Consider the following 22,690-nt stretch of genomic DNA (forward strand, 5'->3'; position numbering starts at 1 on the left):
CAGAACGAACAGGGCGCAAGTCCAACCCCGAGGGGAGGATGGCGCTCAAGGCCCACCTCATCGAGCTGCGCAATCGGCTCTTCATCTCCCTCGGCGCGCTCTTCCTCGCTGCCATCGGCGGATTCTTTCTCTACCGGCCCGTCCTGGCGCTGCTGATCCAGCCGCTGAAGGACGCCGGCGGCATGGCGAACTTCAGCACCGCCGTCTCGCCCTTCGACATCATGATCAAGGTGTCGCTCTTCCTCGCGCTGATCATGGCTTCCCCGGTCTGGCTCTACGAGCTCTGGGCCTTCATCGTCCCGGGGTTGCAGAAGAAGGAGAAGCGCACTGCGCTGGCCTTCATCGGGGCGTCCGTACCGCTGTTGCTGCTGGGAATCTACCTGGGCTACTGGGTGCTGCCGCACGCGCTGGTCTTCTTCATCGGGCTCACCCCGGACGTCGCGGTCAACCTGATCACCGTCCCGGAATACCTCAGCTTCGTCCTGCGCCTGCTGCTTGCCTTCGGGTTGTCCATGATCATCCCCGTCTTGTTGGTCGGGTTGAACATGATCGGGATCCTGCCGGGCCGCGTCATCGTGAAGAACTGGCGCATCACCGTCTTCCTGATCTGCCTGGTCGCCGCCATGGCGGCACCGGGCGGCGATGCCCTGACGATGTTCGTTCTGGCCGGCCCCCTGCTGGTGTTGTTCGCGGCGGCCACCGTCTTCTGCCTGGTCAACGACAAGCGGCGTGCCAAACGCCGTCTGGCGCAGGAAGCGGAGAACGAGCGGCTGATCGCCAACGGCGAATCCGTCGACTGACCGGTGGCCCCGCGCGGGTAGGGTGATGGCGGCGCCGAAATCCTCCAACCAATGAAGGGGTGGTCAGGCATGGGCTCACCAGCAGAGCAGTACGCCGCATGGCGTGAACGCGCCACCGAGGCGAAAACCGAGCTCGGGGCGTTCCGGCGTGGACTCGAATTCGACCTCGATCCATTCCAGGTCGAGGCCTGTGCCGCCGTCGAACAGGGCCGCGGGGTCCTGGTCGCGGCCCCGACCGGGGCGGGTAAGACGGTCGTGGGTGAATTCGCCATCCACTGCGCGCTGCAACGCGGCATGAAGGCGTTCTACACCACGCCCATCAAGGCCCTGAGCAACCAGAAGTTCAATGAACTCAGCGCCTACTACGGCCCGGACAAGGTCGGGCTGCTGACCGGCGACACCACGGTCAACGGCGAAGCCGACGTCGTCGTGATGACCACCGAGGTCCTGCGCAACATGCTCTACGCCGACTCCGACACGCTGGCGGGCCTGGCCTACGTCGTCATGGACGAGGTCCACTACCTGGCGGACAAGTTCCGGGGGGCGGTCTGGGAGGAAGTGATCATCCACCTGCCGCAAAGCGTGCAGGTCATCTCGCTCAGCGCCACCGTGTCCAATGCCGAGGAATTCGGGGGATGGCTGGACACGGTCCGCGGGGACACGGCGATTGTCGTGTCCGAACACCGTCCCATCCCGTTGTGGCAGCACGTGATGGCCGGGGGGCGGATGCTCGATCTTTTCGCCGGCGACGTGGCCTTCGACGAGGCGGCGGCCATCGGGGGCGGATCGCCCGAGCGGAGCATTGCCGTGAACCCGGAGCTCACGAAGCTGGCCCAACGCGATGAACGCCGGAACTTCCGCGGTGGTGGCGGACGCGCCAATCGGCGGGGCAAGGGCCATGCCGGACCGCACAGCCCGCCCACCCCACCCGAGAAGCACCGCGTCTCCCGTCCGGAGCTGGTCCTGTCCCTCGACCAGGCCGGATTGCTGCCGGCCATCGTCTTCATCTTCTCGCGCAAGGGGTGCGACGCCGCCGTCGCCCAATGCGTGCGCACCGGGTTCTTCCTGACCACCGAATCCGAGTCGGCGAGGATCGAACGGGAGATCGACGCGGTCGCCCGGGAAATCCCGCCGGATGACCTGGAGGTCATCGGATTCTGGGCCTGGCGGGAGGGCCTGCTGCGCGGCTTCGCCGCCCACCACGCCGGCCTGCTGCCGATCTTCAAGGAGGTCGTCGAGAAGCTCTTCGCCCAGGGCCTGGTCAAGGCGGTCTTCGCCACCGAGACCCTCGCCCTCGGCGTGAACATGCCCGCCCGGTCCGTCGTGCTGGAAAAGCTCGAGAAGTTCAACGGCGAATCCCATGTGTCGATCTCCGCCGGCGAATACACCCAGCTGACCGGTCGCGCGGGGCGCCGTGGCATCGACGTGGAGGGCCACGCCGTGGTCCTGTGGCAGCCCGGTACCGACCCGGCCGCCGTCGCCGGACTGGCGTCCAAGCGCACCTATCCGCTGAACTCCAGTTTCCGACCCACCTACAACATGTCGCTGAACCTTTCGTCGCAATTCGGCATGGGCCGGGCCCGGAGCATCCTGGAGTCCTCGTTCGCGCAGTTCCAGGCCGACCGTTCGGTGGTCGGGCTGGCCCGGCAGGTCCGCAGCCGCGAGGAATCCATGGCAGGGTACGCCGAATCGATGGCTTGCCATTTGGGCGACTTCGGAGAATACGCCCGGATCCGCCACGAGCTCGGCCAAGCCGAGAAGGACGCATCGCGGACCGCCCACCGGATGCGCCGCTCCGCGGCCGAACAGTCCCTGGAGCTGCTGGTACCCGGCGACGTCATCGACGTGCCCGGACCGCGCAGGCTCGGCCGAAGCGTGGTGATCGCCCTGGCGGATTCCCTGCGCGATCCGCGCCCCACGGTCCTGACCGAGGACCGGCAGGTCCGCCGGGTGGGCGTCCAGGACCTCGAAGGACCCGTCGAGGTCATCTCGAGGATCCGGATCCCGAAGTCCTTCACCGGCCGCACCCCCAAGGAACGCAAGGACCTTGCTGCGTCGCTGCGCAACGCGTTGCACGAACACCGTCCGCCGCGGCGCGGTGCGGGGGGCTTCGACTTCCCGGGCAGCGACCAGCAGGAAGCACGCATCACCGCGCTGCGCCGCGAACTCAAGCGCCACCCCTGCCACGGGTGCAGCGAACGCGAGGACCACGCCCGCTGGGCCGAACGGTGGTGGAACCTCAAGACCGAAACGGACCGGCTGTCGGGGCAGATCGCCGGCCGGACGAACACCATCGCCAAGACGTTCGACCGGGTGTGCTCGATCCTGCAGCATTACGGCTACCTCGCCCTGCCCGAGGGGGGAACGGGCGGTGGTGTCCTGGTGACGACGCCGGCCGGGAACCGACTGCGGCGCATCTATGGCGAACGCGACCTGCTGACCTCCCTGGTCCTTGAATCGGGGTGCATGGACGTACTCTCCGCCGCCGAATTGGCAGGGTTCGTCACCACGCTCGTCTACCAGGCCAAACGCGAGACCTCCGGGGCGCATCCGAAGATGCCCAGCCGTGCCATCGAGGCTGCCTGGGCGGTGGCCGTGCGGAACTGGTCCGAACTCACCGACCTGGAAGTGTCCAACCGGCTCCCGGAGACCGGTGAGCCGGACTCGGGCCTGGTGTGGCCGATGTACCACTGGGCGCGCGGCAAGGACCTGAAGGACTGCCTGCGCGGCACCGACCTCGCGGCCGGCGACTTTGTCCGGTGGGCCAAACAGGTGATCGACACGCTGGACCAGCTGGCCAAGGTCCCCGATCTCTCTCCGGTGTTGGCCGGCCGGGCCCGGGCAGCCGTCGACGCCATCCGCCGTGGCGTCGTCGCCTACTCCAGCGTGGCCGATTAGCCCACTGCGACCCCGCCGGCGCCCGGATACGCGCCACCCACGAATTTGCGGCGATCCACTGGTCGCCCCCCTGCAGGAAAGGAAGTACACATGTCCGGACTGGTCTTGTACCGCAACGGAGCCGTCTACAGTGCGGCCGACCCGTTTGCCACCGCCATGCTGGTCGATGGCGGTGCCGTCGCCTGGGTCGGCCAGGAGGCAGCCGCCGAGGCGCTCCTCGATGCGAACATGGAAGTGGTCGATCTGGAGGGTGCGCTCGTTGCCCCGGCCTTCGTCGACTCGCATGCGCACCTGACCGAGACCGGTGTTGCCCTGGCGTCGCTGGACCTGTCCGATTGCGCCTCGCTGTCCGGATTGCTGGAGGCCATAACCAGCCGGGCGGCCACCCAACCGGGCCCGATCGTCGGTTCGGGATGGGATGAAAGCCAGTGGCCCGAGGGCCGCGTCCCCACCATCGACGAGTTGGAGGACGCGGCCCCGGGGCGGGAGGTCTACCTGACCCGGGTCGATGTCCACTCCGGACTGGTCAACCGCACCTTGGCGCGCCTGGCTGGCCTCGAAGGGCTGGACGGCTGGGAGGGCGGCCCGTTGGCCGTCCGCGAAGCACATACCCGCGTACGCGCGCAGGTGCTGGCCTTCACCGGGGAATCCCGGGCCCGCTACCAGCGCCTGGCCCTGCAGCACCTGGCCTCCAACGGGTATGGCGCCGTCGCCGAAATGGGTGCTCCGCACATTGGGACCCGCGAGGACATCACCGCCTTGAACTCGCTGCTCGACGCGGAGGGTGATGACCTGCCCGCCGTCCGGATCTACTGGGCACAGGCAGTGTCCTCGGCCGACGAAGCCCGGGGAGTGCTCGCGGAGTTCGGCAACGACCGCATGGCCGGGCTCGGCGGTGACCTCAACATCGACGGGTCCCTGGGCTCGCGCACCGCCCACCTCCGCGCCCCCTACACCGATGAGCCATCCAGCAGGGGGACGCTCTACCTGGATGCCGAGACGATCGCGAAGCATGTCCAGGCGTGCACCGAGGCGGGTATCCAGGCGGGGTTCCATGTCATCGGCGATGCCGGAATGGACGAGGCGGTGGCCGGTTTCCGCCTGGCGGAGCAGCACCTCGGCGCGGCTGCCATCCAACGGGGGCGGCACCGGATAGAACACGCCGAGATGATCGACGAACAGGCCATCGCCTTCCTGCTGGACCTGGGGGTCACGGTCTCCATGCAACCGCTCTTCGACGCCATGTGGGGTGGACCCGGTGATGAGTACGAGCAGCGGTTGGGGGCAGACCGCTCCGCGGCCATGAACGAGGTGGGCCGGCTGCTGACCGCCGGTGTACCCGTCTGTCTGGGGTCCGATAGCCCGGTGACGGCAACCAGCCCGTGGGCGACCGTGAAGGCATGCCTCGAACACCATACCGAGACCGCCCGGGTTTCGGCGCGGGCCGCCTTCGTGGCCCACACCCGGGCCGGCTACCGGGCGTTCGGGGATCCGGACCCGTTGGCCGGCCAGCTGGTCCCCGGATCGGAGGCGACCTTCGCGATCTGGGCCGCTTCGGAACTGGCGGTCCAGACCCCTGACGCACGGGTTTCGTCGTGGAGCACGGATGCCCGGGCGGGAACCCCCATGCTGCCGGTGCTCGATGAGGAACTGCCCACATGTTTGCGCACCGTTCGTCTCGGTCGGACGATCTACCAGCGCCCCTGACCGGTGCATCGCGGCCGTGGCGATCCGTTGGGCCGACGACGCGCCGGTCCTGACTAGGAGCTGGTTCCAAAACGTCTAGTCAGCCCACAGTTGACAGGCACACGTCAGCAGATAGGCTGGATTCTCAACGGCGATGGTAGTTAGGCCTACGGCGTCGCGTCGGCATTCCGGCAAACAACACAGGCAGGCCCCGGGAACAGTAGAAAACAAATCGATTTCGCATGCGTGCGTGCTTTTTGGTCCGAAGTTCCCGGGGCCTTTCCCTGCCCGCGGCCGCCCGGCCCGTATACTGGGACATTGGCTTTCCCCCACTGCTGCATCGGTGGGGCGCGGACCCCGGGTCCGCAGCCGCGTCCAACGCCTAAACAGTCCAGAAGGGTAACCGCGTGCGGGTAATCACCATCATTCCGACCTACAACGAGATCGAGTCGCTCCCCATCACCATCAAACGGTTGCGGGAGTCCGTCCCGGAGTCGGATGTCCTGGTGGTCGACGACAACAGCCCAGACGGTACCGGGGAGTTCGCCCGGAACCTGGGCGAGTCCGATCCGCAGATCCATGTCCTGCACCGGGAGGGCAAGGCCGGTTTGGGCGCTGCCTACCTGGCAGGGTTCACCTGGGGTCTGGAGCGCGGGTACGACGTGTTGGTGGAGCTCGACGCCGATGGGTCACACCAGCCCGAACAGCTTCCGCGGTTGCTGGACGCGCTGACGGCACAGAATGCCGACCTGGTCATCGGATCCCGGTGGGTACGTGGCGGAAGCGTCGTGAACTGGCCGCCCTACCGCAAGCTCATCTCCGTGGCGGGCAGCACCTATTCCCGGCTCATGCTGGGACTGGGCATCCGGGACATCACCGCCGGGTTCCGGGCCTTCCGGCGGGAAACCCTGGAAGCACTGGATTTCAACGAGGTCGAGTCGGTGGGATACGGCTTCCAGGTGGACATGACGTTCCGCGTTGCCCTGATGGGCAAGAAGATCGTCGAGGTCCCGATCACGTTCGTCGAGCGGGAGCTCGGAGTGTCCAAGATGAGTGGGAACATCGTGGTCGAGGCCATGCTCAACGTCACCCGCTGGGGTCTGACGGCACGCTGGAAGAAGCTCACCGGCAAGTTCTAGGCCGCGCAGGGCCCATCAACAGCCAAGGGCCGGGCGGCGCACCACGTGGTGCGCCGCCCGGCCCTTGCCGTTGGTGGGGGTCGAGCCCCTAGGCGTTGACTTTTTCGCCGCGTGCGGACCGGAGCTTGTCGAGCCGGTCCTTGAGGATCTGCTCGAGTTCATCGACGGAACGGCGCTCGAGAAGCATGTCCCAGTGCGTACGCACCGGCTTCTCGTTGGACCTGTCGGGCTGTTCGCCGTTGACGAGCAGGGCTTCCTTGCCGGTCTTGGAAACCCACGTGGGAGGGACCTCGGCCTCGGTGGAGAACATCACGAAGACTTGTTCCCCATCCGCGCACCGGTACTCCACGCGCTGGCGGGGTGCCGGTTCAACACCGGCTTCGGTCTCCATGCTCTGTGCGCCCAGGCGCATCCCGCGAAGACTGCGATCGCTCATGTTTTCTCCCTACTGCGTGCTGCTGGTGTCGTCTAGATATACAACGCGGCTGGCCGGGTGAACATTCCCCGGCCAATCGGCGGAAGTCTCAAAGCCACCAGTATACGCGTTCCAACTGGCGGGGCCGCCTGTGCGCCGAACGCAGCGGGGCGCGGAGGTGGCCCTCCGCGACCCCGCTGGTCCGGGATGTGTGCAGCTACGGCTGGCTGGGCTGCTCCGGCGGCTGCGGGCGCGTGGGGGAGCCGGCAGCGGACGGCGATGACGGCTGGCCGCCGTCCGTGTCCGTGAAGTTGCCCAGGGCACCACCGATGCCCTTGAGGGCCTCTCCGACCTCGCTGGGGATGATCCACAGCTTGTTCGAGCTGCCCTGAGCGAGCTTCGGCAGGGTCTGGAGGTACTGGTAGGCCAGCAGCTTCTGATCCGGGTTACCGGCGTGGATGGCGTCGAAGACCTTCTCGATCGCCTGGGCTTCACCGTCGGCACGAAGGATCGCGGCCTTGGCATCGCCCTCGGCGGCGAGGATGGCGGCCTGCCGCTGTCCTTCCGCGGTGAGGATCTGGGACTGCTTGGTTCCCTCTGCCGTCAGGATCGCCGCCCGGCGGTCACGTTCGGCGCGCATCTGCTTCTCCATGGAATCCTGGATGGACAGCGGCGGATCGATGGCCTTGAGCTCGACGCGGGAGACTCGGATGCCCCACTTGCCGGTGGCCTCGTCGAGGACCCCACGCAGCTGGCCATTGATCTGGTCGCGGCTGGTCAGCGCCTCCTCGAGGTTCAGGCCACCGACGACGTTGCGCAGCGTGGTGGTCGTCAATTGTTCAACCGCCTGGATGTAGTTCGCGATCTCGTAGGTGGCGGCACGCGGCTCGGTGATCTGGAAGTAGACCACCGTATCGATCGAGACCACGAGGTTGTCCTCGGTGATCACGGGCTGCGGCGGGAAGCTGACAACGTTCTCTCGCAAGTCCAGGAGCGGGAGCAGACGGTCCACGAAGGGGATTAGCAGTGTCAGGCCCGGGCCGAGCGTGCGTTGGTACTTACCCAGCCGCTCGACGATGCCTGCCCGCGCCTGCGGGACGATGCGTACGGACCGCAGCAGCACGATGATCACGAAGACCGCGAGTACTGCCAGGACTATGCCTAGGCCTGTCATGTGTTATTCCCCTATTCTGTGTGGCCCCCGGAGGGGCTGTTGGCGAATACGGTGCCGTGGATCCACGACGTCGAACCGCCGGAGTGACTAGTGGCCGTGCGCCTGGGCACGGGTGGTGATGAATGCGGTGGCACCGTCGATCCGGACGACCGTCCCGTACATGCCCGGTGCCAGCGCCGTCTCGTCCTCGCTGCGCGCGCTCCAGGTCTCGCCGCCGATCTTGGCCCTGCCGCCCATTTTCGTGGTGGGTTCGAGCACCAGGGCGTCCTGTCCGACCAGCCGGTCGACATTGGTCAGCCGGTCCGCGGGCCCCTTGTGGAGTTGGCGGAGCGCGATGGGCCTGACGAAGAAGATCATGGCCAGGGACAGGAGGCAGAACACCAGGGCCTGAAGCCAGAAATCCCCGCTGGCGAGGGCGACGAAGACGCCTCCGAGCGCACCGACGCTGAGCATGATGAAGTACAGGTCCAGTGACATCATCTCGATGATCGCCAGTACCAGGAACAACGCCAGCCAGAAGACCCAGGCGTTTGAGAGGACCCATTCGAACATATCGGCACCTGCATCAACGTCGGGAGGGCACCTTCCGCCCTCGGTCCTTCCATCTTGCCTGATGGGCCCGCCCCGGATCATCAGCCTTGGGAGGTATGTTCGAGCCGAAAGGTGGGTCCGGCGGCGTCAGCGCCGGCGGAAGACCTGGATCCGGAAGGCTGCGGTCACCACTTGTGGCACGGGCTGTTCGGCCAGGCGTTCCCGTATGCCGGCCGCATCATGATGGTGGCCGGCGGGGCCCATCAACGCGAGCCGGACGGCGTCGTCGTCCGAAAGATGAAGCGGGGTCCTGATTTCCTGTGTGTGCAGTGGCTCGAAGTCCGGCCCGAGGGCGTCGGTGACCGATTCCCCCTTGTCGGTGCCGATGGAGAGCAAGCCCAATGGCCCCGTGGCCTCACCGAGGTGCTCCGGCAGGGGAGTGGCCACCAGGGCGTGGCCGCCGGGAGCCAGGACACGGGCGAACTCGGTGCCGTTGCGTGGAGCGAATACATCCAGCAGCAGATCGACGCCGGCGTCCGCCACGGGCAGCCGCCGCCAGAGGTCCCAGACGAGTGCCCGGGTCCGCGGAAGCCTGGCCGCCCGTCGCATCGCATAGCGGGAAATGTCCAGCGCGAGCGACTCCGGACGGCCGCCCGGGGCGCGGTCGAAGGCCCGGGCCACCGCATCGAGGTAATAACCAGTCCCGGCCCCCGCATCAAGGATCCGTGGACTGGTGCCCGGGTGCGCGGAGAGGGCTTCCGCGGCCAGGGCCTCGGCCAACGGTGCGTAGTGGCCGGCGGCCAGGAACTGGGCCCGGGCCTCGACCATGGCCGAGGTGTCCTCTCGAAAGGAGGTCCCGCGTCCGGTGAGGAGGTTGAAGTAGCCCTGCTTGGCGGCGTCGAACCGGTGTCCGGCGGGGCAGGCCAACGTCCGGGCGGGCCGCTGGGTTGCCGTGAGGGGTTCGGCGCAGACCGGGCAACTCAGGTCGATGGAATCATCGGGCACGGCTATTTCCTTCAATAAGTCTTTCAGATACGCTCGCTGTGTGAAACCTGACCAGCTTGAGCTCCTGACCACTGTATCCGCACCGACGCTAAGCCCCGATGGCCGCGTGGCCGTCTTCTCCGCCAGCCATCCGAGCTTCGATGCGGACTCCGTCGTGGGCCAGCTGTGGGCGCTCGAGTTGCCGGCCGCCGACGCCGATGAGCAGAAGCCCCGAAGGCTGACGCGGGGGAGCGGAGACGTCGCACCGCAGTTCTCGCCCGATGGCCGGATGATCGCCTTCCTGCGACCCGACGCCAAGGGCAGGATGCAGCTGGCCATCGTCGACGCCCGGGGCGGTGAACCGCGTCTGGTCACCGATCGCCACCTCGGCGTCGGCGGCTTCGCATTCTCGCCCGACTCCCGCCGCGTGGCCTTCACCAGCCGGACACCGGCCGAGGGGCGTTACGGGACTGTGGACGGCATCGAAGCCGGAGCCGAGGACCCCCGGCGCATCACCGGCTTCAAGTACCGGTTCAACGGGCTGGGATTCGGCAACGACAAGCGCTCGGGGATCCACCTGGTTGAGCTCCCGGACCTGGACGCCGAGCCCTTCGTCAAACCGGTCGGCCGCGCGGCGAAGGCCGCAGGCGTTGACGGTCCGTCGTCCACCGGGGAATTCCCGCCGGCCCGGCTCATCACGCCGCCGGACCGCGACTGCTCGAACCCGGAGTTCGGCCCCGATGGATCCCACGTCTACTTCACCGCAGCCCTGCATGAGAGCGCCGACCGCGACCTGCGCTCGATGATCCACCGGGTCGCCGTCGCCGGGCTGGACACCGCCGACGACGGCCAGCCGGAGGTCGAGCCCGTCGCCGGCTCGGCCACGTCGGACACCGGCTACGACTGCGTGCGCTTCAGCCGCGACGGTGCATCGTTGTTCCTGTTGGGCAGCGAGGTGGGGGAGACGGGCATCGACTTCGTCGCCCGCAGCGCCGCCGTCTACGTGCTTGCCGCGGAGGCCATCGGTTCGGGGGAACCCCGCCGGCTGACGGACCCGGACACCGTGGACTACAGCGAAACCGGCTCGCTGGTGCGGTACGGGGCCGGCGACATCGCCGCCCTGGCGCGCGTGCGCGGTTCCGCGGAGGTGCATGTCATCTCGGCGACCGGGCAGACCGAGGTGCTGGTCTCCGGGAACCAGGTGGCGGACGGCGTGGCCGAGGAGGGCGGCGCCGTCGTGCTCTCCTACACCGATCCGACCACCCCCGGCGAGATCGGGGTTCCGGAGGCCGGCGGCGTGCGCCGGCTAACCGATTTCGCCGCGGGCCTGCGCGAGGCGACCCGGATCATCGAACCGCGTGAGCTCGTGCTCGACTCGGCCGACGGCTACCCGGTGCACGGGTGGCTCTTCCTGCCGGAGGGAACCGGCCCGCATCCCGTGCTGCTGAACATCCACGGCGGCCCGTATGCGCAGTACGGGTGGGGTTATTTCGACGAGGCCCAGGTCTACGCGCGGGCCGGCTATGCAGTGCTGCAGTGCAACCCGCGCGGCAGCGCGAGCTACGGACGCGCCCATGGGCTGGCCATCAAGGAGGCGATGGGCACGGTCGACCTGCAGGACGTGCTGGCCTTCCTCGAGGGGGCCGTCGCCTCCGAACCCGCGCTGGATGGCGGCCGGGTGGGCGTCCTGGGCGGATCCTACGGCGGCTACCTGACGGCGTGGACGATCGCCCATGACCACCGGTTCGCCGCGGCCATCGTCGAGCGCGGCTACCTGGACCCGCTCTCGTTCACCGGCACGAGCGACATCGGCTGGTTCTTCAGCGAGGAGTACACCGGGCGCGACATTGCCGCCACGCTCGAGCAGAGTCCGATGGCCAAGGTCTCCCAGGTCCGCACCCCGACCCTGGTGCTGCATTCCGAGGAGGACTACCGCTGCCCGCTGGAGCAGGCCCAGCGCTACTATTCCGAGCTGCTGCGCCACGGCGTCGAAGCGGAGTTCCTGCTCTTCCCGGGTGAAAACCACGAGCTCTCCCGCGGCGGCACCCCCTGGCACCGCCGCCAGCGCTTCGAGGCGATCCTGGACTGGTGGTCCCGCTACCTGCCGGTCACCTCAGCCGGGAACGACGGCGGTGCACCGGTGGCTGCCTCCGTCTAGGATCCCGCTAGAAACCCAGCCCGTTGCGGGCGGCACCGATGCCCGGTGCCGCCCAGCGTTGGGCGTACTCGGCGCCGGTGCTGAGGCTGCGGGTGATCGCCTTGTCGATGTAGACCGTGCCGTCGAGGTGATCGGTCTCGTGGGCGAAGATCCGTGCCTGCCAGCCGGAGAAATCCCGCTGGACCCTCTCGCCGCGTTCGGTGGTGTAGGAGGCGAGCAGGTCGGCGGGACGCTCGACCACTGCCTGGTAGCCGTCAAAGGACAGGCATCCCTCGTAGAACGAGGCCGTGCGTTCGCCCCGCGCCACGTAGGAGGGGTTGACTGCCGCGAAGTATTCCAGTGGGACGCGTTCGCGTGCCTCGGCGTTGCCCACCTCGAGGGGGAAGCCGTCCTCCAACACGGCAAGGCGCAAGGGCAGGCCGATCTGCGGGGCCGCCAGCCCCACGCCCGGCGCGGCATGCATGGTCGCGCGCATGACCTCGAGCAGGTCAGCCAACAGCTCGTCGGACAGCTCCCCGGTGTACTCGGGGGTGCCTGAGCGCAGCACCGGATGACCCAGTTGCACGATCGGCGGCAAAGATGCGGGCACCGGCATCCCGGTGTCGTCCCGCTCGAAGCGCGACACCATTGCGGCGACGACGTCGACCAGTTCGGCGGGGGAGTACAGGGGGGATGTCGGGACGTTTGAGGGCACGGGGGCTACCTGTCTGGGTGGTTCATGGTGGATGGTTCGAACTCAGGGGCCGGGTGGTGGCCCATCGTGCGGAGGGCGGCCAGCCGGCTGGCCATCCGTGCGGTGTCGATGGGGTGTCCGCCGGCGGCTGCGGGATCCGGCGTCGACATGCAGATGAGGTCGGTCCGGATGTCGCGGTCATAGAGGACGTCGATGAGGTTGGCCAGGCGTTTCCAGGCGCTGGGCCCCACCCGGTCCGGGGCCGGGACGCCGTCGATGACCACGTGGTCGAAGTGCTCGGCGAGGTAGAGGTAGTCCGAGGCGGCCGACGGCGCATCGCAGATCGCGCGGAAGTCGAACCAGATCTGGCCCTGTGCGGCGCGGAACGCAGGAAACGAGTGGGCCGTCGGCCTGACGTCCGTCTGTTCGTGGGCTGCGGGAACGGGGAGATTGGCGGCGCGCAATTGCCCCGCCGAACCGGGGACCAGGACATGGCCCGACGTGTAGCCGTGGCCGCCCGGGGGAGTGGAGCCGAGGGTGCGGTAGTCCGTTCCGGCGTCGAGCCGCGTCACGGACATGCCGTTCTTGATCAGTTCGATCGTCGGTTCGAAGAGGTGGTGGAAGTACTCGTTCGGCAACAGGTCATCGGGTGCGTAGTTCGAGGTGGTGATGAGCAGGATACGCCGGGCGAAAATGGCTTTCAGGGTCCGGGCGAAGAACATCGCGTCGCCGGGGTCGTGCACGTGTAGCTCGTCGAAGCAGAGGATACGCGTGCTGCCGAGCATCTCGTCCAGTGCCTGGTCGATGGGTGGATCTCCGCCGGCAGCTGGCTGCTCGGCGCCGTGGGTCCGGGCATGGAGTTCGCGGAAGAAGTCGTGGAAGTGCATTCGGCGTTTGCCATCGGTCTGCACGGCATCGTGGAGCAGCCCCAGCAGCCACGATTTACCCCGCCCGGGTGGCCCGTAGATGTAGTGGTTCTCCGGGGGCGCCGACGAGCGCCGCGACAAGGCGTGGGAAGCCGCCGTGGCCAATTCGTGGACGAGGCGGAGCTGTCCCTGGTCGAGTTCGAGGCCGTGTCCCGCGGCAGCGTCTTCGATACGGCCGGCGATGTTTCGGACGGAATTGCGGTTTCCGAAGGCCGGGGGAACGGGACTCATCGGCCGATGGCGCCGGGTGCGGTGGTGGGCATGTCCGCAGTCTACAAAGATTGCCCCGCCGATGGGTGGGGCATCATCAACTGGGCGTCCCGGACACCCGCGCGGACGGCAGCGCGTACGGTCGCAGACAACAGGGGGAAGAAAACGACGAGGCCCACCCGACGGGACCAGTACGCTGAGTGCCTTTGCGCCCATCCGGGACTTCTCGTCTGTTGGCAATGCGTAGGCAGGGAAAGGGGTGCAGAGGTGGAGTCAGGACCCTGCGGGCAATTTCGGGGGAGGCCGGATGTAGTGAACGACGACGGATCCCGCACCGGAAGGACGACAGGGCAACCCCCGCCAGGGGTTGTCATCCGGGAAGCCGAGGTCGAGGACGTACCGGCCATCATGAAATTGAACGTCAACGCCGGACGGCCCTCCGGAACGCCTGGTTCGTATCTCACCGCCGCTGATGACGACGGACGATTGGTGGTCGTGGCCGAGCGTGGCCAGCAACTCGTGGGTTGGGGCAAGACCCACCATTGGGACTACCCGGAAGGGTCCGCACCAGCAGGTCACTACCTGGGTGGGGTGACGGTGCTTCCGTCCTATCGCCGGCAAGGCATCGGGAGCTTGTTGACCCGTCGGCGCGTGGAATGGATCTGGGAGCGATCGGGGACTGCGTGGTACGTCGTGAGTGCCGGCAACACGGCATCGATCGAAATGCACCGGGAATTTGGGTTCGCGTTGGTCGCCGCCGCGCCGTCGTTTCATACCGTCCGGTTTGATGGTGGACGAGGCTACCTGATGGGCGCGAACCGTCCGGTTGGTCATCCCCATCAGTAAATTTGGCGGGGGGAGAAGCGGGTCCGGGGATCGAGCAGGATCGGAGAAGTTGGCCGAAGCATCCCGGCGCTAAAGTAGGCGCAGGTATCGATCGAATCCATGTGAAAGGGCGCTCATGCCATACATCGTAGATTTCCTGGATGTCTCCACCGAGGGGCTGGAGTCGTCACCCGTTGCGCAGGCCCTGGCCGGCCTGAGGGCCAACGAGGCGCGTTACTACAAGAACAAGTACGATCATGTCTTTGCCGTCACGGCCGCCGACGATGCACCGGAAACGATCGATCGCGTGAATCGCATACTCGCGGCCGAACGGAACATTTCCATCGCGTCACGGCCGCTGGAGGCCACGTCGTTCGAAGCGGGCGGCAACAGGATGGATTATGTGTTTTACGAATCCGGCCTGTCGATCAACGTGATGTATGGAATCGAGGACGGCTCAAAGCGTGCCGTGGGGTTCAAGCTTGCCGAGGGCATGGACGTACCAGAAGAACTGGCCTCGACGTTCAAGTTCGCCCGGCAGAAATCGAAGCTGGCCGGCGTGATCCGTGGATCGTACTTCGTCATCAAGGGTGAATACTGAGTTCCGAACACGAGCGCACGCAGGGAATGCCGACCCTGGAGCCGACGTCCTGGGGTCTTCAGTCAAACGCCGATAATCTACATTATGTCAACTAATCGGTTCCCACCGTCCCCCTGCCGTTCGTGGAACCGCTTGAGGGCGAACCGTACGTCTCGTCGTGGTGACGCACGATGTTGATGACGTTTCCGTCCGGGGCGCGAACAAGAAAACGCCGGACACCTCAGGATTCGGTGGTCAACGGGTGCACGATCTCGTAGCCGCGTTCCAGTGCTTCGGCGTACGCCGCATCGACGTCCGGCGTGTGGACCGACACCACCGCATCGTCCGATGCCGTGGCGTCCTGCGTGACGAGTTGGATGTGCGCGCCGTTCTCCGACGAGGTGTAGCGAGCGACCCAGCCCAGGTTGAATTCCTCCAGGTCCAAAGAGAGGAAATCCTGATAAAAGGCCTTGGCCTGATCCAGGTCGGCAACGCGTAGGTTCGGGGTGACCCGTACTGAGCGCATGGAACTGACCCTTTCCGTGTCTGATGTGCTACTCCTGATCCTCCTGCGTCGCGTGGCTCCTGTCGAGGAGGTCTTGTGTCGGCACTCCCCCATGCCGCCCATTGCCTTTGGCCACACCCTACGCTAACTTAGCCATATGGCTAAGTATGCCGATTCCCTTGACCTCGTCTTCCGGGCCCTCTCGGATCCAACGCGTCGATCCGTCGTTTCCCGGTTGGCGGCGGGCCCGGCCACCGTGGGCGAATTGTCGGGACGCTTCGATATGGCCCTGCCGTCCTTCGTCAAGCACGTCCGGCAGCTCGAGGCCGCGGGGCTGGTGGCGACCCATAAGTCGGGGCGCGTCCGCATCTGCTCATTGGAGCGGCAATCCTTCCAGGTCATCGAGACGTGGATGGACGAACAACAGCGGCTGTGGGAAGGACGTGCCGACCGGCTCGAGGAATTCGTCACCACAGAGGAGATAGAAGACAGGACATGAACGACACCACTGATACCCCCTTCGATCTGACGATCACGCGGATCATCCGTGCGCCCCGCCTTGCGGTCTGGAACGCCTGGGCCGATCCCTCGAAGTTCGAGAAATGGTGGATCCCGGCACCACTGGTCTGCAAGGTCAAGGACATGGAACTGCGCCCCGGCGGTTCGTTCCGAACCGAAATGAGCGACGACGGGGTCGCGTTCACGCCGCACATCACCGGCTGCTTCCTCGCTGTCGATGAACTCGAGCGGATCGTGTTCACGGACGCCCTGGTGGCCGGGTGGCGACCCGCCGAATCGCCCTTTGTCACGGCGTCGTTCAGTTTCGCCGAGCATGCGGACGGAACGCTCTACACCTCCACGGCCATGCACCGGAACCGAGAAGACCGGGACCGGCACGAGCAATTGGGGTTCCACGAGGGCTGGGGAACAGTCATCAACCAACTCGCGGAGATGGTCGAAGCGCGCTAGGTGCTTGACGGCACCACTCCCCCGGTACCCGTACTAGGTGCCGGAGACCACCAGGGCCACGTTGTGTCCGCCAAACCCGAAGGAATTGACGACGGCGGCACGGGCATCCGTGGCGCGCGCCTGGTTCGCCACGATGTCCAGGCCGATCTCCGGGTCCTGGTTCTCGAGGTTGGTGGTCGGCGGAATGACCCCGTCGCGCATCCCCATGACCGTTGCCAGGGTGCTCAGCGCCCCGGAGGCGCCCAACAGGTGCCCGGTCATCGATTTGGTCGAGGTCACGGGCACGCCGTCGAGGCCGGCACCGGTGATGGCCCGTGTCTCGTTGATGTCGCCGGCCGGCGTCGACGTGGCGTGGGCATGGACGAATCCGATGTCAGCCGGCTCCAGGCCGCTGCTCCGCATGGCCATCCGGATGGTCCGGGCCTGGTTGTCGGGGTCGGCCCCCACGATGTCGTGGGCATCGGAGGTGATGGCCGCACCGTCCACGTATCCGTAGATGCTTGCCCCACGGGCCGCCGCATGGTCCTCGCGTTCCAGCACCATGACAGCGGCTCCCTCGCCCAGGACGAAGCCATCGCGGTCGGCATCGAAGGGACGTGAGGCGGCAGCCGGATCGTCGTTGCGCTTGGACAACGCCCGTGTCTGGCCGAAGGAGGCCATGGTCAATCCCGTCACCGCCGCTTCCGTTCCCCCGGCCACCACGATGTCGGCGCTCCCCGCCAGGATCATCTCGCGGGCCATGGCGATCGCCTCCGAGCCGGAGGCGCAGGCGCTGACTGGCGTCCTTGCCCCGGCCTTCGCTCCCAGATCAATGGAGAGCCACCCGGCGGAACCGTTGGCCATGAGCATGTTCACCGTATGGGGAGACACCCGTCGGGGCCCGCTGTCCGCCAGCACGTGTTCCTGCACCGTCGTCGTGCCAATGCCGCCGATCCCGGTGCCGATCACCACGGCGAGCCGTTCGGAATCCACTCCGGGGGCACCGGCGTCGTGCCATGCCTCGCGTCCGGCAGCCATGGTGAACTGCTCCGAGCGGTCCATGCGCTTGATTTCCCGGACGCTCAGGGCTTCCTGGAACGAGTCGTCCACGAGCCCCGCGAAGCGTGTGGAGAGCGGTTCGGACCACGCTGTCTCCAGGGCGACGACGCCGGATGCGCCGGCCTTCAGGGCCGTCCAGGTGCTGGGGGCGTCGGTTCCCAGCGGGGACACTGCGCCGACGCCGGTGATTGCGATACGAGTCATGTACCCAGTCTCACCGTTACCCCTCCCATTCCCGGGAGTCCGCCCTTCAGGATTTCGGCGCGCCGTTTGTTCCCGCCCCACAAACCCTCCGGCGCCTGCCTCAGTCTCAGCGCGTGAGCAGGTGTTCGCGCAGTCCCGGTATGGCGAATTCGACGAGCCCGTGTCCAGCCGGCTGGATCAGACCCGCATCGATCAGCCGTGCCCGGTAGTTGCCGATGGTGTTGGGGCGGTTGCCCAGCCGCTCTCCGATGTCCCCGGTGGAGGACGGGCCGTCGTCGAGCGCCATGGCATGCAGGAATTCCATGTCCTTATGCGAAATGGTGGCCAGCGCGGCGCTGATGACCACCCGCGTGTTGCGGCGCCGGGCCGCATCGATGGCGAGGTCCACGTCCGCTGAACCCAGCTGCTGCGTCGTGGCTTCGGCCAACTGCCAGAGGTGGTAGCCAATGAGCTGGATCAGGAACGGATATCCACCGGTGGCCGCGGCGGCGCGGCGGACGAACTCCACCGGCAGCGGGTAATCCAACGCGGCGAATGTGTCCTCGAACGAATCGGCGACGTCGTCGATGGCCGCGGCATGCAGGTCGATGCGGTCCGCGCGGCGCAGGAAGGTGGCCACGCCCTCGTTGAGCAGGTCGGATACGGCGGCCGGCAGGCCGGCGAAGACCAAGGCGATGGGCAGGCCGTCGCGGATGAAGTGCTGCACGGAGGCGGCAAGTTGTGCCAGCTCGTCGCGGTCCGCACCGTGGATCTCGTCCAGGGTGATCAGCAGGCCGGTTTCCTGCTCGTCCAGACGACGCAGCAGTTCAACCCCCAGGTCCCGCCACGTCGCCTGCTGCTCGGGCGGAAGTTCGGTGGTGACCGAAAAACCGGCGATACGCACCCCGGTGACGCGTCGACCCGGGGGCCCCTCCCCCAGCTCCTCCGCGTGGTGTCGCATGGATTCGCCGATCCGGCCGAGGAAGCCGCGGGTAGCCGTTTCGGAGACCACCGCCCAACCACGGTTACGCGCCTCGTCTTCAGCTTCGCCGAGCATGACCGTCTTGCCGATTCCCCGGGCTCCGGTGAAGATCGTCAAAAGCCCCGGGGCGCCGTGGCGGATGCGCAGCCCGTAGGCAAATTCGTCGAGGATTCCGGATCGTCCGATCAGCTGGGGCGGATCGGCGCCGGCGGTGGGGCGGAAGGGGTTTTCCATGCGGGTCTCCCTGGTTGCGTCTGGTGACCGGTGAATTCTTATGTAATCAGTGTATACGGGTGTATTTGCTGTACGGCGGTGAACCAGGTGACAGGAGCCGCATGGCCGACATCCCCTGAAAAGGAAGCGACTCCCTGCCCGGTACGCTCGATCCTATGTTGAAGCTGAAAACCTGGGTGCCACCGCTAGTGATCGATGTGCTTCTGGTGGTCATTTTCGCAGCTCTCGGTCGCCGTTCGCACGCCGAAGGGCTCGATGCGGCCGGGATCCTCGGGACGGCGGCGCCCTTCCTCCTGGCACTGGTCGTCTTTTCCTGCATCACCGTGGTGTGGCGTGAACCGAACCGGATCTGGCCACAGGGGGTGGTCCTCTGGATCGGCACGGTCGCGTTGGGCCTCATTCTCCGGGTCTTGTTTGGCGCAACGGCTGCCGTCCCGTTCATCATCGTCGCGACCATTGTCCTGGGCATCATGCTGCTGGGACGAAGGCTCGTCGGCACCTTGCTCGTGCGTCGTAAAGTGCGCGTCGGCGACACGGTGAACTAGGCTCGTATCACGAGTCGAAGACCGGATGATCCCGGTGCCAGAAGGTGGAGGAACACGTGATGATCACCGCGTTTGTAATGATCCAGACAGTTGCCGACAGCATTCCCGAATGCGCCCAGAAGATCTCCGAGCTGGATGGGATCAGCGAAGTGTATTCGGTCGCAGGCGACTGGGACCTCATCGCCGTGGCCCGGGTCCGCAACCATGAAGACCTGGCCGAGGCCATCGCCAACCGCCTGTCGAAGGTCGAGGGCGTCGTCGAGACGACCACGCACATCGCCTTCCGCGCATACTCCCAGCACGACCTGGACGCCGCATTCTCCCTCGGGCTCGAATAGCCGGCCAAGGTAACGTCCCGGCGGAATTCCGCCGGTAAGAGCAGGGGCCGTTGACCGCCGGCGCCGAGTTTCCGGTCCGGGCGGCCAACGGCCCTTGCCCTTCGGACGGTGCCACCCGGATGGCGTGCGTCGGCTGCTGTCAGACGTTGGTCGCGTCGATCCAGCGCTGGAGCGCATCCCGCGCGGCGCCGGAGTCGATGGATTCCTCGGCCCGGCGTGCGGCTACCTCCAGCCGCTCCCCCAAGCTCCTCTCGGCGACGAGGTCGAAGGCCACCAACCCCGCTGCGGCATTGAGGACGACGGCGTCGCGGACCGGCCCGCGCGTACCTGCCAGGACCTCGTGCACGACGGCCGCATTGTGCCGGGCGTCGCCGCCGCGCAGGTCCTGCAAGGTGGCCCGGCCCAGGCCCAGGTCGCCGGCGTCGAACACCGAGGCGTCGACGGTCCCCTCGCGTACTTCCCAGACGTGGTTTGTCGTGGTGGTGGTCAATTCATCGAGCCCGTCGTCGCCGCGGAAGACCAAGGCGCGGGAGCCGCGCGCCGCCAAAACCCCGGCCATGAGCGGTGCCATGCGCTCATCGGCACAGCCAATGGCCGAGGCCGTGGGCAGGGACGGATTGGTCAGTGGCCCCATGAAGTTGAAGGCCGTTGCCACCGCCAAACCCGAACGTACCGCCGCGGCATAGCGCATGGACGGGTGGAACATCTGTGCGTAGCAGAAGGTGATTCCGGCCGCCTCCAGAATCGGCCCCAAGCGCTCGACCGGGGCATTCAAACGCACACCCAGCGCCTCGAGCACGTCGGCGGATCCCGATGAGGATGATGCGGCCCGATTGCCGTGCTTGACCAGGCGGGCCCCGGCTCCGGCGCAGACCAGCGATGACATGGTGGAGATGTTGACGGTATTGTGCCGGTCCCCGCCCGTCCCGACGATGTCGAGTTTCTCACCCGGAAGATCCAGTGGCCGGGCGCTGGCGATCATCGCCTCGACCAGCCCGGTCAGCTCCGCCACGGACTCCCCCTTGGCGCGCAGCGCGACGAGGAAGCCGGCGATGTGGACGTCGGAGGCGTTTCCGCCCATGATTTCACCCATCGCCCAAGCGGCATCCGCCGTCGAGAGATCCTCCCCGCGGATGAGCGAGGTCAGGATAGTTGGCCAGTTGGGGAACTTGGATTGCGAAGAAATCGTTGACACGCAACAAGGTTATCTACGTTTTGTAGAAAGTGCGGAATTGTTTCTCCCCTGATATTCCGCGGAACTTGGACCTGACCGGCGCAAAAACGGGCGACTCGGTCGTGGATGCATTGGTGTAAGCGGCACTTTTATAGACATAATGGCTCTGTGACAACTGCGACTCATGCCCTCAATGCCCAGGCGCACCCTGCGCCTAACCGTCCCAACATGGTGTCGGTCGGAACCGTCGTCTGGCTTTCCAGCGAGCTGATGTTCTTCGCCGCGCTTTTCGCCATGTACTTCACACTTCGCGCGGCCTCGCCGGAGTTGTGGGCGAACGAGACAGCTAAGTTGAACGTCCCGTTCGCACTCGTCAACACGATCATCCTGGTTTCCAGTTCCTTCTCTTGCCAGCTCGGTGTCTTCCGCGCTGAGGATCTCCAGCCGCGCCGCCTCGGTGGCCTGCTGAACTTCCGCAAGTGGGGGATGGTCGAGTGGTTCATCGTCACGTTCATCCTCGGGGCGATCTTCGTCTCCGTCCAGGCGTACGAATACACCGAACTCGTGCACCACGGCGTCGCGTTGAGCTCGAATCCCTATGGCTCGGCCTTCTACATCACGACTGGCTTCCATGGCCTGCACGTCGCCGGCGGTCTCGTCGCCTTCGTGCTGATCATCGGTCGCGCCTTCGTGGCCAAGAAGTTCGGTCACTTCGAAGCAACATCCGCCATCGTCGTGTCCTACTACTGGCACTTCGTCGATGTCGTGTGGATCGCACTGTTCGCGATCATCTACTTCCTGAAGTAGCCAAGGGCTTCCGGGCCGCACCAAGCATCACCAACCAAACCAAGTGAGGAACCAGCAAGTGAAGGCTCTTTCGCAAAGGCGCCGCCATCCGCTCGCCGCCATAGCGCTGTTGTTGATGGGTCTGCTCGTCACGGGCGGCCTCTATGCCGCGGCAACCAGCGTCAACGAGGCCCAGGCGGCGACGACGTACAGCGCCAGCGACATCAATGAAGGCAACAAGCTCTTTGTCGCCAACTGTGCCACCTGCCACGGCATGAATGCCGAAGGCAGCCCCAGTGGCCCTTCGCTTGTCGGAGTCGGCGCTGCAGCCGTCGACTTCCAGGTTGGCACCGGACGCATGCCACTGCAGATGCAGGGGCCGCAGGCCCGGGAGAAGCCGCAGCAGTTCGACGACGAGGAAACCATGCAGCTCGCGGCATACGTCGCGTCCCTCGGCGCCGGTCCCGCAGTGCCGGACGCGGAGTCGCTGGATACCTCCAAGGGGAACTCGGCCACCGGCGGGGAAATCTTCCGCGTCAACTGTGCCATGTGCCACAACGCCGCTGCAGCCGGTGGCGCCCTGACGCGCGGCAAGTTCGCTCCGTCGCTGGCGGGCGTCAGCGAGAAGCACATGTACGAGGCCATGGTCACCGGCCCGCAGAACATGCCCGTCTTCAGTGACTCGAACATCACTCCCGATGAGAAGCGCGACGTCATCACGTTCCTCCAGGAAATTGACGCGCAGGGCTCCCCCGGTGGCGCCGAGCTCGGTTCGATCGGCCCCGTTTCGGAAGGCCTGCTTATCTGGACCGCCGGTCTCGGCATTGTCATTGCCTTCACGATCTGGCTGACCTCGCGGCCTTCCTGATCCGGCGCCGCGGGCCCGGCCCGTACACCACACCTCGTACCAAGGAATTTGAGAAAAAGGATGAGAGAG

23 protein-coding genes are annotated in these 22,690 nt (G+C 66.5%); 13 read left to right on the forward strand and 10 right to left on the reverse strand.

Annotation, left to right across the window (positions count from 1 at the left end; translation table 11 throughout):
- Nucleotides 1-38 precede the first annotated feature (38 nt).
- The 4 genes from tatC (at nt 39) to AC1MEQ_RS01110 (ending at nt 6,523) form a co-directional block, all read left to right on the forward strand.
- Nucleotides 39-800 carry a twin-arginine translocase subunit TatC gene (gene tatC, locus AC1MEQ_RS01095; protein ID WP_479795995.1) on the forward strand — a complete coding sequence of 254 codons (762 nt, stop codon included), beginning with the start codon at nt 39-41 and terminating at the stop codon, nt 798-800.
- A gap of 51 nt (nt 801-851) precedes the next feature.
- Nucleotides 852-3,698, forward strand: coding sequence for a DEAD/DEAH box helicase (locus AC1MEQ_RS01100; RefSeq protein WP_479793184.1), 2,847 nt, complete (start codon nt 852-854; stop codon nt 3,696-3,698).
- Nucleotides 3,699-3,788: 90 nt separating this feature from the next.
- Nucleotides 3,789-5,405 (forward strand): amidohydrolase, encoded by a 1,617-nt coding sequence (locus AC1MEQ_RS01105; protein ID WP_479793186.1) that lies wholly within the window; start codon nt 3,789-3,791, stop codon nt 5,403-5,405.
- Nucleotides 5,406-5,791: 386 nt separating this feature from the next.
- Nucleotides 5,792-6,523: a polyprenol monophosphomannose synthase gene (locus AC1MEQ_RS01110; protein ID WP_479793188.1), complete on the forward strand. Its 732-nt coding sequence runs from the start codon at nt 5,792-5,794 to the stop codon at nt 6,521-6,523.
- Between the two features lie 88 nt (nt 6,524-6,611).
- Here AC1MEQ_RS01110 and AC1MEQ_RS01115 read toward each other — a convergent pair whose 3' ends face one another.
- The 4 genes from AC1MEQ_RS01115 to AC1MEQ_RS01130 all read right to left on the reverse strand — a co-directional run bounded on the left by AC1MEQ_RS01115 (nt 6,612) and on the right by AC1MEQ_RS01130 (nt 9,648).
- Nucleotides 6,612-6,959, reverse strand: a complete 348-nt coding sequence (locus AC1MEQ_RS01115; RefSeq protein WP_479793190.1) for an RNA polymerase-binding protein RbpA — start codon at nt 6,957-6,959, stop codon at nt 6,612-6,614.
- 196 nt (nt 6,960-7,155) lie between these two features.
- Nucleotides 7,156-8,112: an SPFH domain-containing protein gene (locus AC1MEQ_RS01120; protein WP_479793192.1), complete on the reverse strand. Its 957-nt coding sequence runs from the start codon at nt 8,110-8,112 to the stop codon at nt 7,156-7,158.
- An 87-nt stretch (nt 8,113-8,199) separates the two neighbouring features.
- Nucleotides 8,200-8,664: an NfeD family protein gene (locus AC1MEQ_RS01125; RefSeq protein ID WP_479793194.1), complete on the reverse strand. Its 465-nt coding sequence runs from the start codon at nt 8,662-8,664 to the stop codon at nt 8,200-8,202.
- 126 nt (nt 8,665-8,790) lie between these two features.
- Nucleotides 8,791-9,648 carry a putative RNA methyltransferase gene (locus AC1MEQ_RS01130; RefSeq protein WP_479793196.1) on the reverse strand — a complete coding sequence of 286 codons (858 nt, stop codon included), beginning with the start codon at nt 9,646-9,648 and terminating at the stop codon, nt 8,791-8,793.
- A 40-nt stretch (nt 9,649-9,688) separates the two neighbouring features.
- Between AC1MEQ_RS01130 and AC1MEQ_RS01135 the strand changes: the two genes are divergently transcribed.
- On the forward strand, nt 9,689-11,785 hold the full coding sequence (locus AC1MEQ_RS01135) for a S9 family peptidase (protein WP_479793198.1): 2,097 nt from the start codon (nt 9,689-9,691) through the stop codon (nt 11,783-11,785).
- Nucleotides 11,786-11,792: 7 nt separating this feature from the next.
- Here the strand turns inward: AC1MEQ_RS01135 and AC1MEQ_RS01140 are convergent, their stop codons facing one another.
- Nucleotides 11,793-12,479, reverse strand: coding sequence for a peptide deformylase (locus AC1MEQ_RS01140; protein ID WP_479793200.1), 687 nt, complete (start codon nt 12,477-12,479; stop codon nt 11,793-11,795).
- Between the two features lie 5 nt (nt 12,480-12,484).
- The gene (zapE, locus tag AC1MEQ_RS01145) at nt 12,485-13,615 is read right to left on the reverse strand and encodes a cell division protein ZapE (RefSeq protein WP_479793202.1); all 1,131 of its coding nucleotides are present in this window, start codon (nt 13,613-13,615) and stop codon (nt 12,485-12,487) included.
- Between the two features lie 387 nt (nt 13,616-14,002).
- Here zapE and AC1MEQ_RS01150 point away from each other — a divergent pair, with 387 nt between their 5' ends.
- On the forward strand, nt 14,003-14,440 hold the full coding sequence (locus AC1MEQ_RS01150; RefSeq protein WP_479793204.1) for an N-acetyltransferase family protein: 438 nt from the start codon (nt 14,003-14,005) through the stop codon (nt 14,438-14,440).
- A 115-nt stretch (nt 14,441-14,555) separates the two neighbouring features.
- A complete protein-coding gene (locus AC1MEQ_RS01155) occupies nt 14,556-15,020 on the forward strand; it encodes a phage tail protein (RefSeq protein ID WP_479793206.1) in 465 nt (154 codons plus the stop codon).
- A gap of 220 nt (nt 15,021-15,240) precedes the next feature.
- Here AC1MEQ_RS01155 and AC1MEQ_RS01160 read toward each other — a convergent pair whose 3' ends face one another.
- The gene (locus AC1MEQ_RS01160) at nt 15,241-15,525 is read right to left on the reverse strand and encodes a VOC family protein (RefSeq protein WP_479793208.1); all 285 of its coding nucleotides are present in this window, start codon (nt 15,523-15,525) and stop codon (nt 15,241-15,243) included.
- A gap of 136 nt (nt 15,526-15,661) precedes the next feature.
- Between AC1MEQ_RS01160 and AC1MEQ_RS01165 the strand changes: the two genes are divergently transcribed.
- Together AC1MEQ_RS01165 and AC1MEQ_RS01170 are read left to right on the forward strand one after the other, a co-directional pair.
- Complete coding sequence (locus AC1MEQ_RS01165; RefSeq protein ID WP_479793210.1) at nt 15,662-16,003, forward strand: ArsR/SmtB family transcription factor; 342 nt, start codon at nt 15,662-15,664, stop codon at nt 16,001-16,003.
- Nucleotides 16,000-16,473 (forward strand): SRPBCC family protein, encoded by a 474-nt coding sequence (locus AC1MEQ_RS01170; RefSeq protein ID WP_479793212.1) that lies wholly within the window; start codon nt 16,000-16,002, stop codon nt 16,471-16,473. The genes AC1MEQ_RS01165 and AC1MEQ_RS01170 overlap by 4 nt, the downstream gene beginning before the upstream one ends.
- A 33-nt stretch (nt 16,474-16,506) precedes the next feature.
- On the opposite strand, the gene AC1MEQ_RS01175 is transcribed toward AC1MEQ_RS01170, so the two are convergent.
- Together AC1MEQ_RS01175 and AC1MEQ_RS01180 are read right to left on the reverse strand one after the other, a co-directional pair.
- Nucleotides 16,507-17,715 carry a beta-ketoacyl-[acyl-carrier-protein] synthase family protein gene (locus tag AC1MEQ_RS01175; RefSeq protein WP_479793213.1) on the reverse strand — a complete coding sequence of 403 codons (1,209 nt, stop codon included), beginning with the start codon at nt 17,713-17,715 and terminating at the stop codon, nt 16,507-16,509.
- A gap of 106 nt (nt 17,716-17,821) precedes the next feature.
- Nucleotides 17,822-18,910: an ATP-binding protein gene (locus tag AC1MEQ_RS01180; RefSeq protein ID WP_479793215.1), complete on the reverse strand. Its 1,089-nt coding sequence runs from the start codon at nt 18,908-18,910 to the stop codon at nt 17,822-17,824.
- A gap of 155 nt (nt 18,911-19,065) precedes the next feature.
- Between AC1MEQ_RS01180 and AC1MEQ_RS01185 the strand changes: the two genes are divergently transcribed.
- Together AC1MEQ_RS01185 and AC1MEQ_RS01190 are read left to right on the forward strand one after the other, a co-directional pair.
- Nucleotides 19,066-19,455 (forward strand): DUF3054 domain-containing protein, encoded by a 390-nt coding sequence (locus AC1MEQ_RS01185; protein ID WP_479793217.1) that lies wholly within the window; start codon nt 19,066-19,068, stop codon nt 19,453-19,455.
- A gap of 59 nt (nt 19,456-19,514) precedes the next feature.
- Nucleotides 19,515-19,793 (forward strand): Lrp/AsnC family transcriptional regulator, encoded by a 279-nt coding sequence (locus AC1MEQ_RS01190; RefSeq protein WP_479793219.1) that lies wholly within the window; start codon nt 19,515-19,517, stop codon nt 19,791-19,793.
- A 139-nt stretch (nt 19,794-19,932) separates the two neighbouring features.
- On the opposite strand, the gene trpD is transcribed toward AC1MEQ_RS01190, so the two are convergent.
- Nucleotides 19,933-20,988: an anthranilate phosphoribosyltransferase gene (gene trpD / locus AC1MEQ_RS01195; protein ID WP_479793221.1), complete on the reverse strand. Its 1,056-nt coding sequence runs from the start codon at nt 20,986-20,988 to the stop codon at nt 19,933-19,935.
- Between the two features lie 147 nt (nt 20,989-21,135).
- Here trpD and ctaE point away from each other — a divergent pair, with 147 nt between their 5' ends.
- Nucleotides 21,136-21,774 carry an aa3-type cytochrome oxidase subunit III gene (gene ctaE, locus AC1MEQ_RS01200; RefSeq protein WP_372710442.1) on the forward strand — a complete coding sequence of 213 codons (639 nt, stop codon included), beginning with the start codon at nt 21,136-21,138 and terminating at the stop codon, nt 21,772-21,774.
- Nucleotides 21,775-21,832: 58 nt separating this feature from the next.
- A complete protein-coding gene (gene qcrC / locus AC1MEQ_RS01205; protein WP_479793223.1) occupies nt 21,833-22,621 on the forward strand; it encodes a cytochrome bc1 complex diheme cytochrome c subunit in 789 nt (262 codons plus the stop codon).
- Nucleotides 22,622-22,690 lie beyond the last annotated feature (69 nt).

The sequence above is a fragment of the Arthrobacter sp. ASL1 genome (assembly GCF_056680475.1).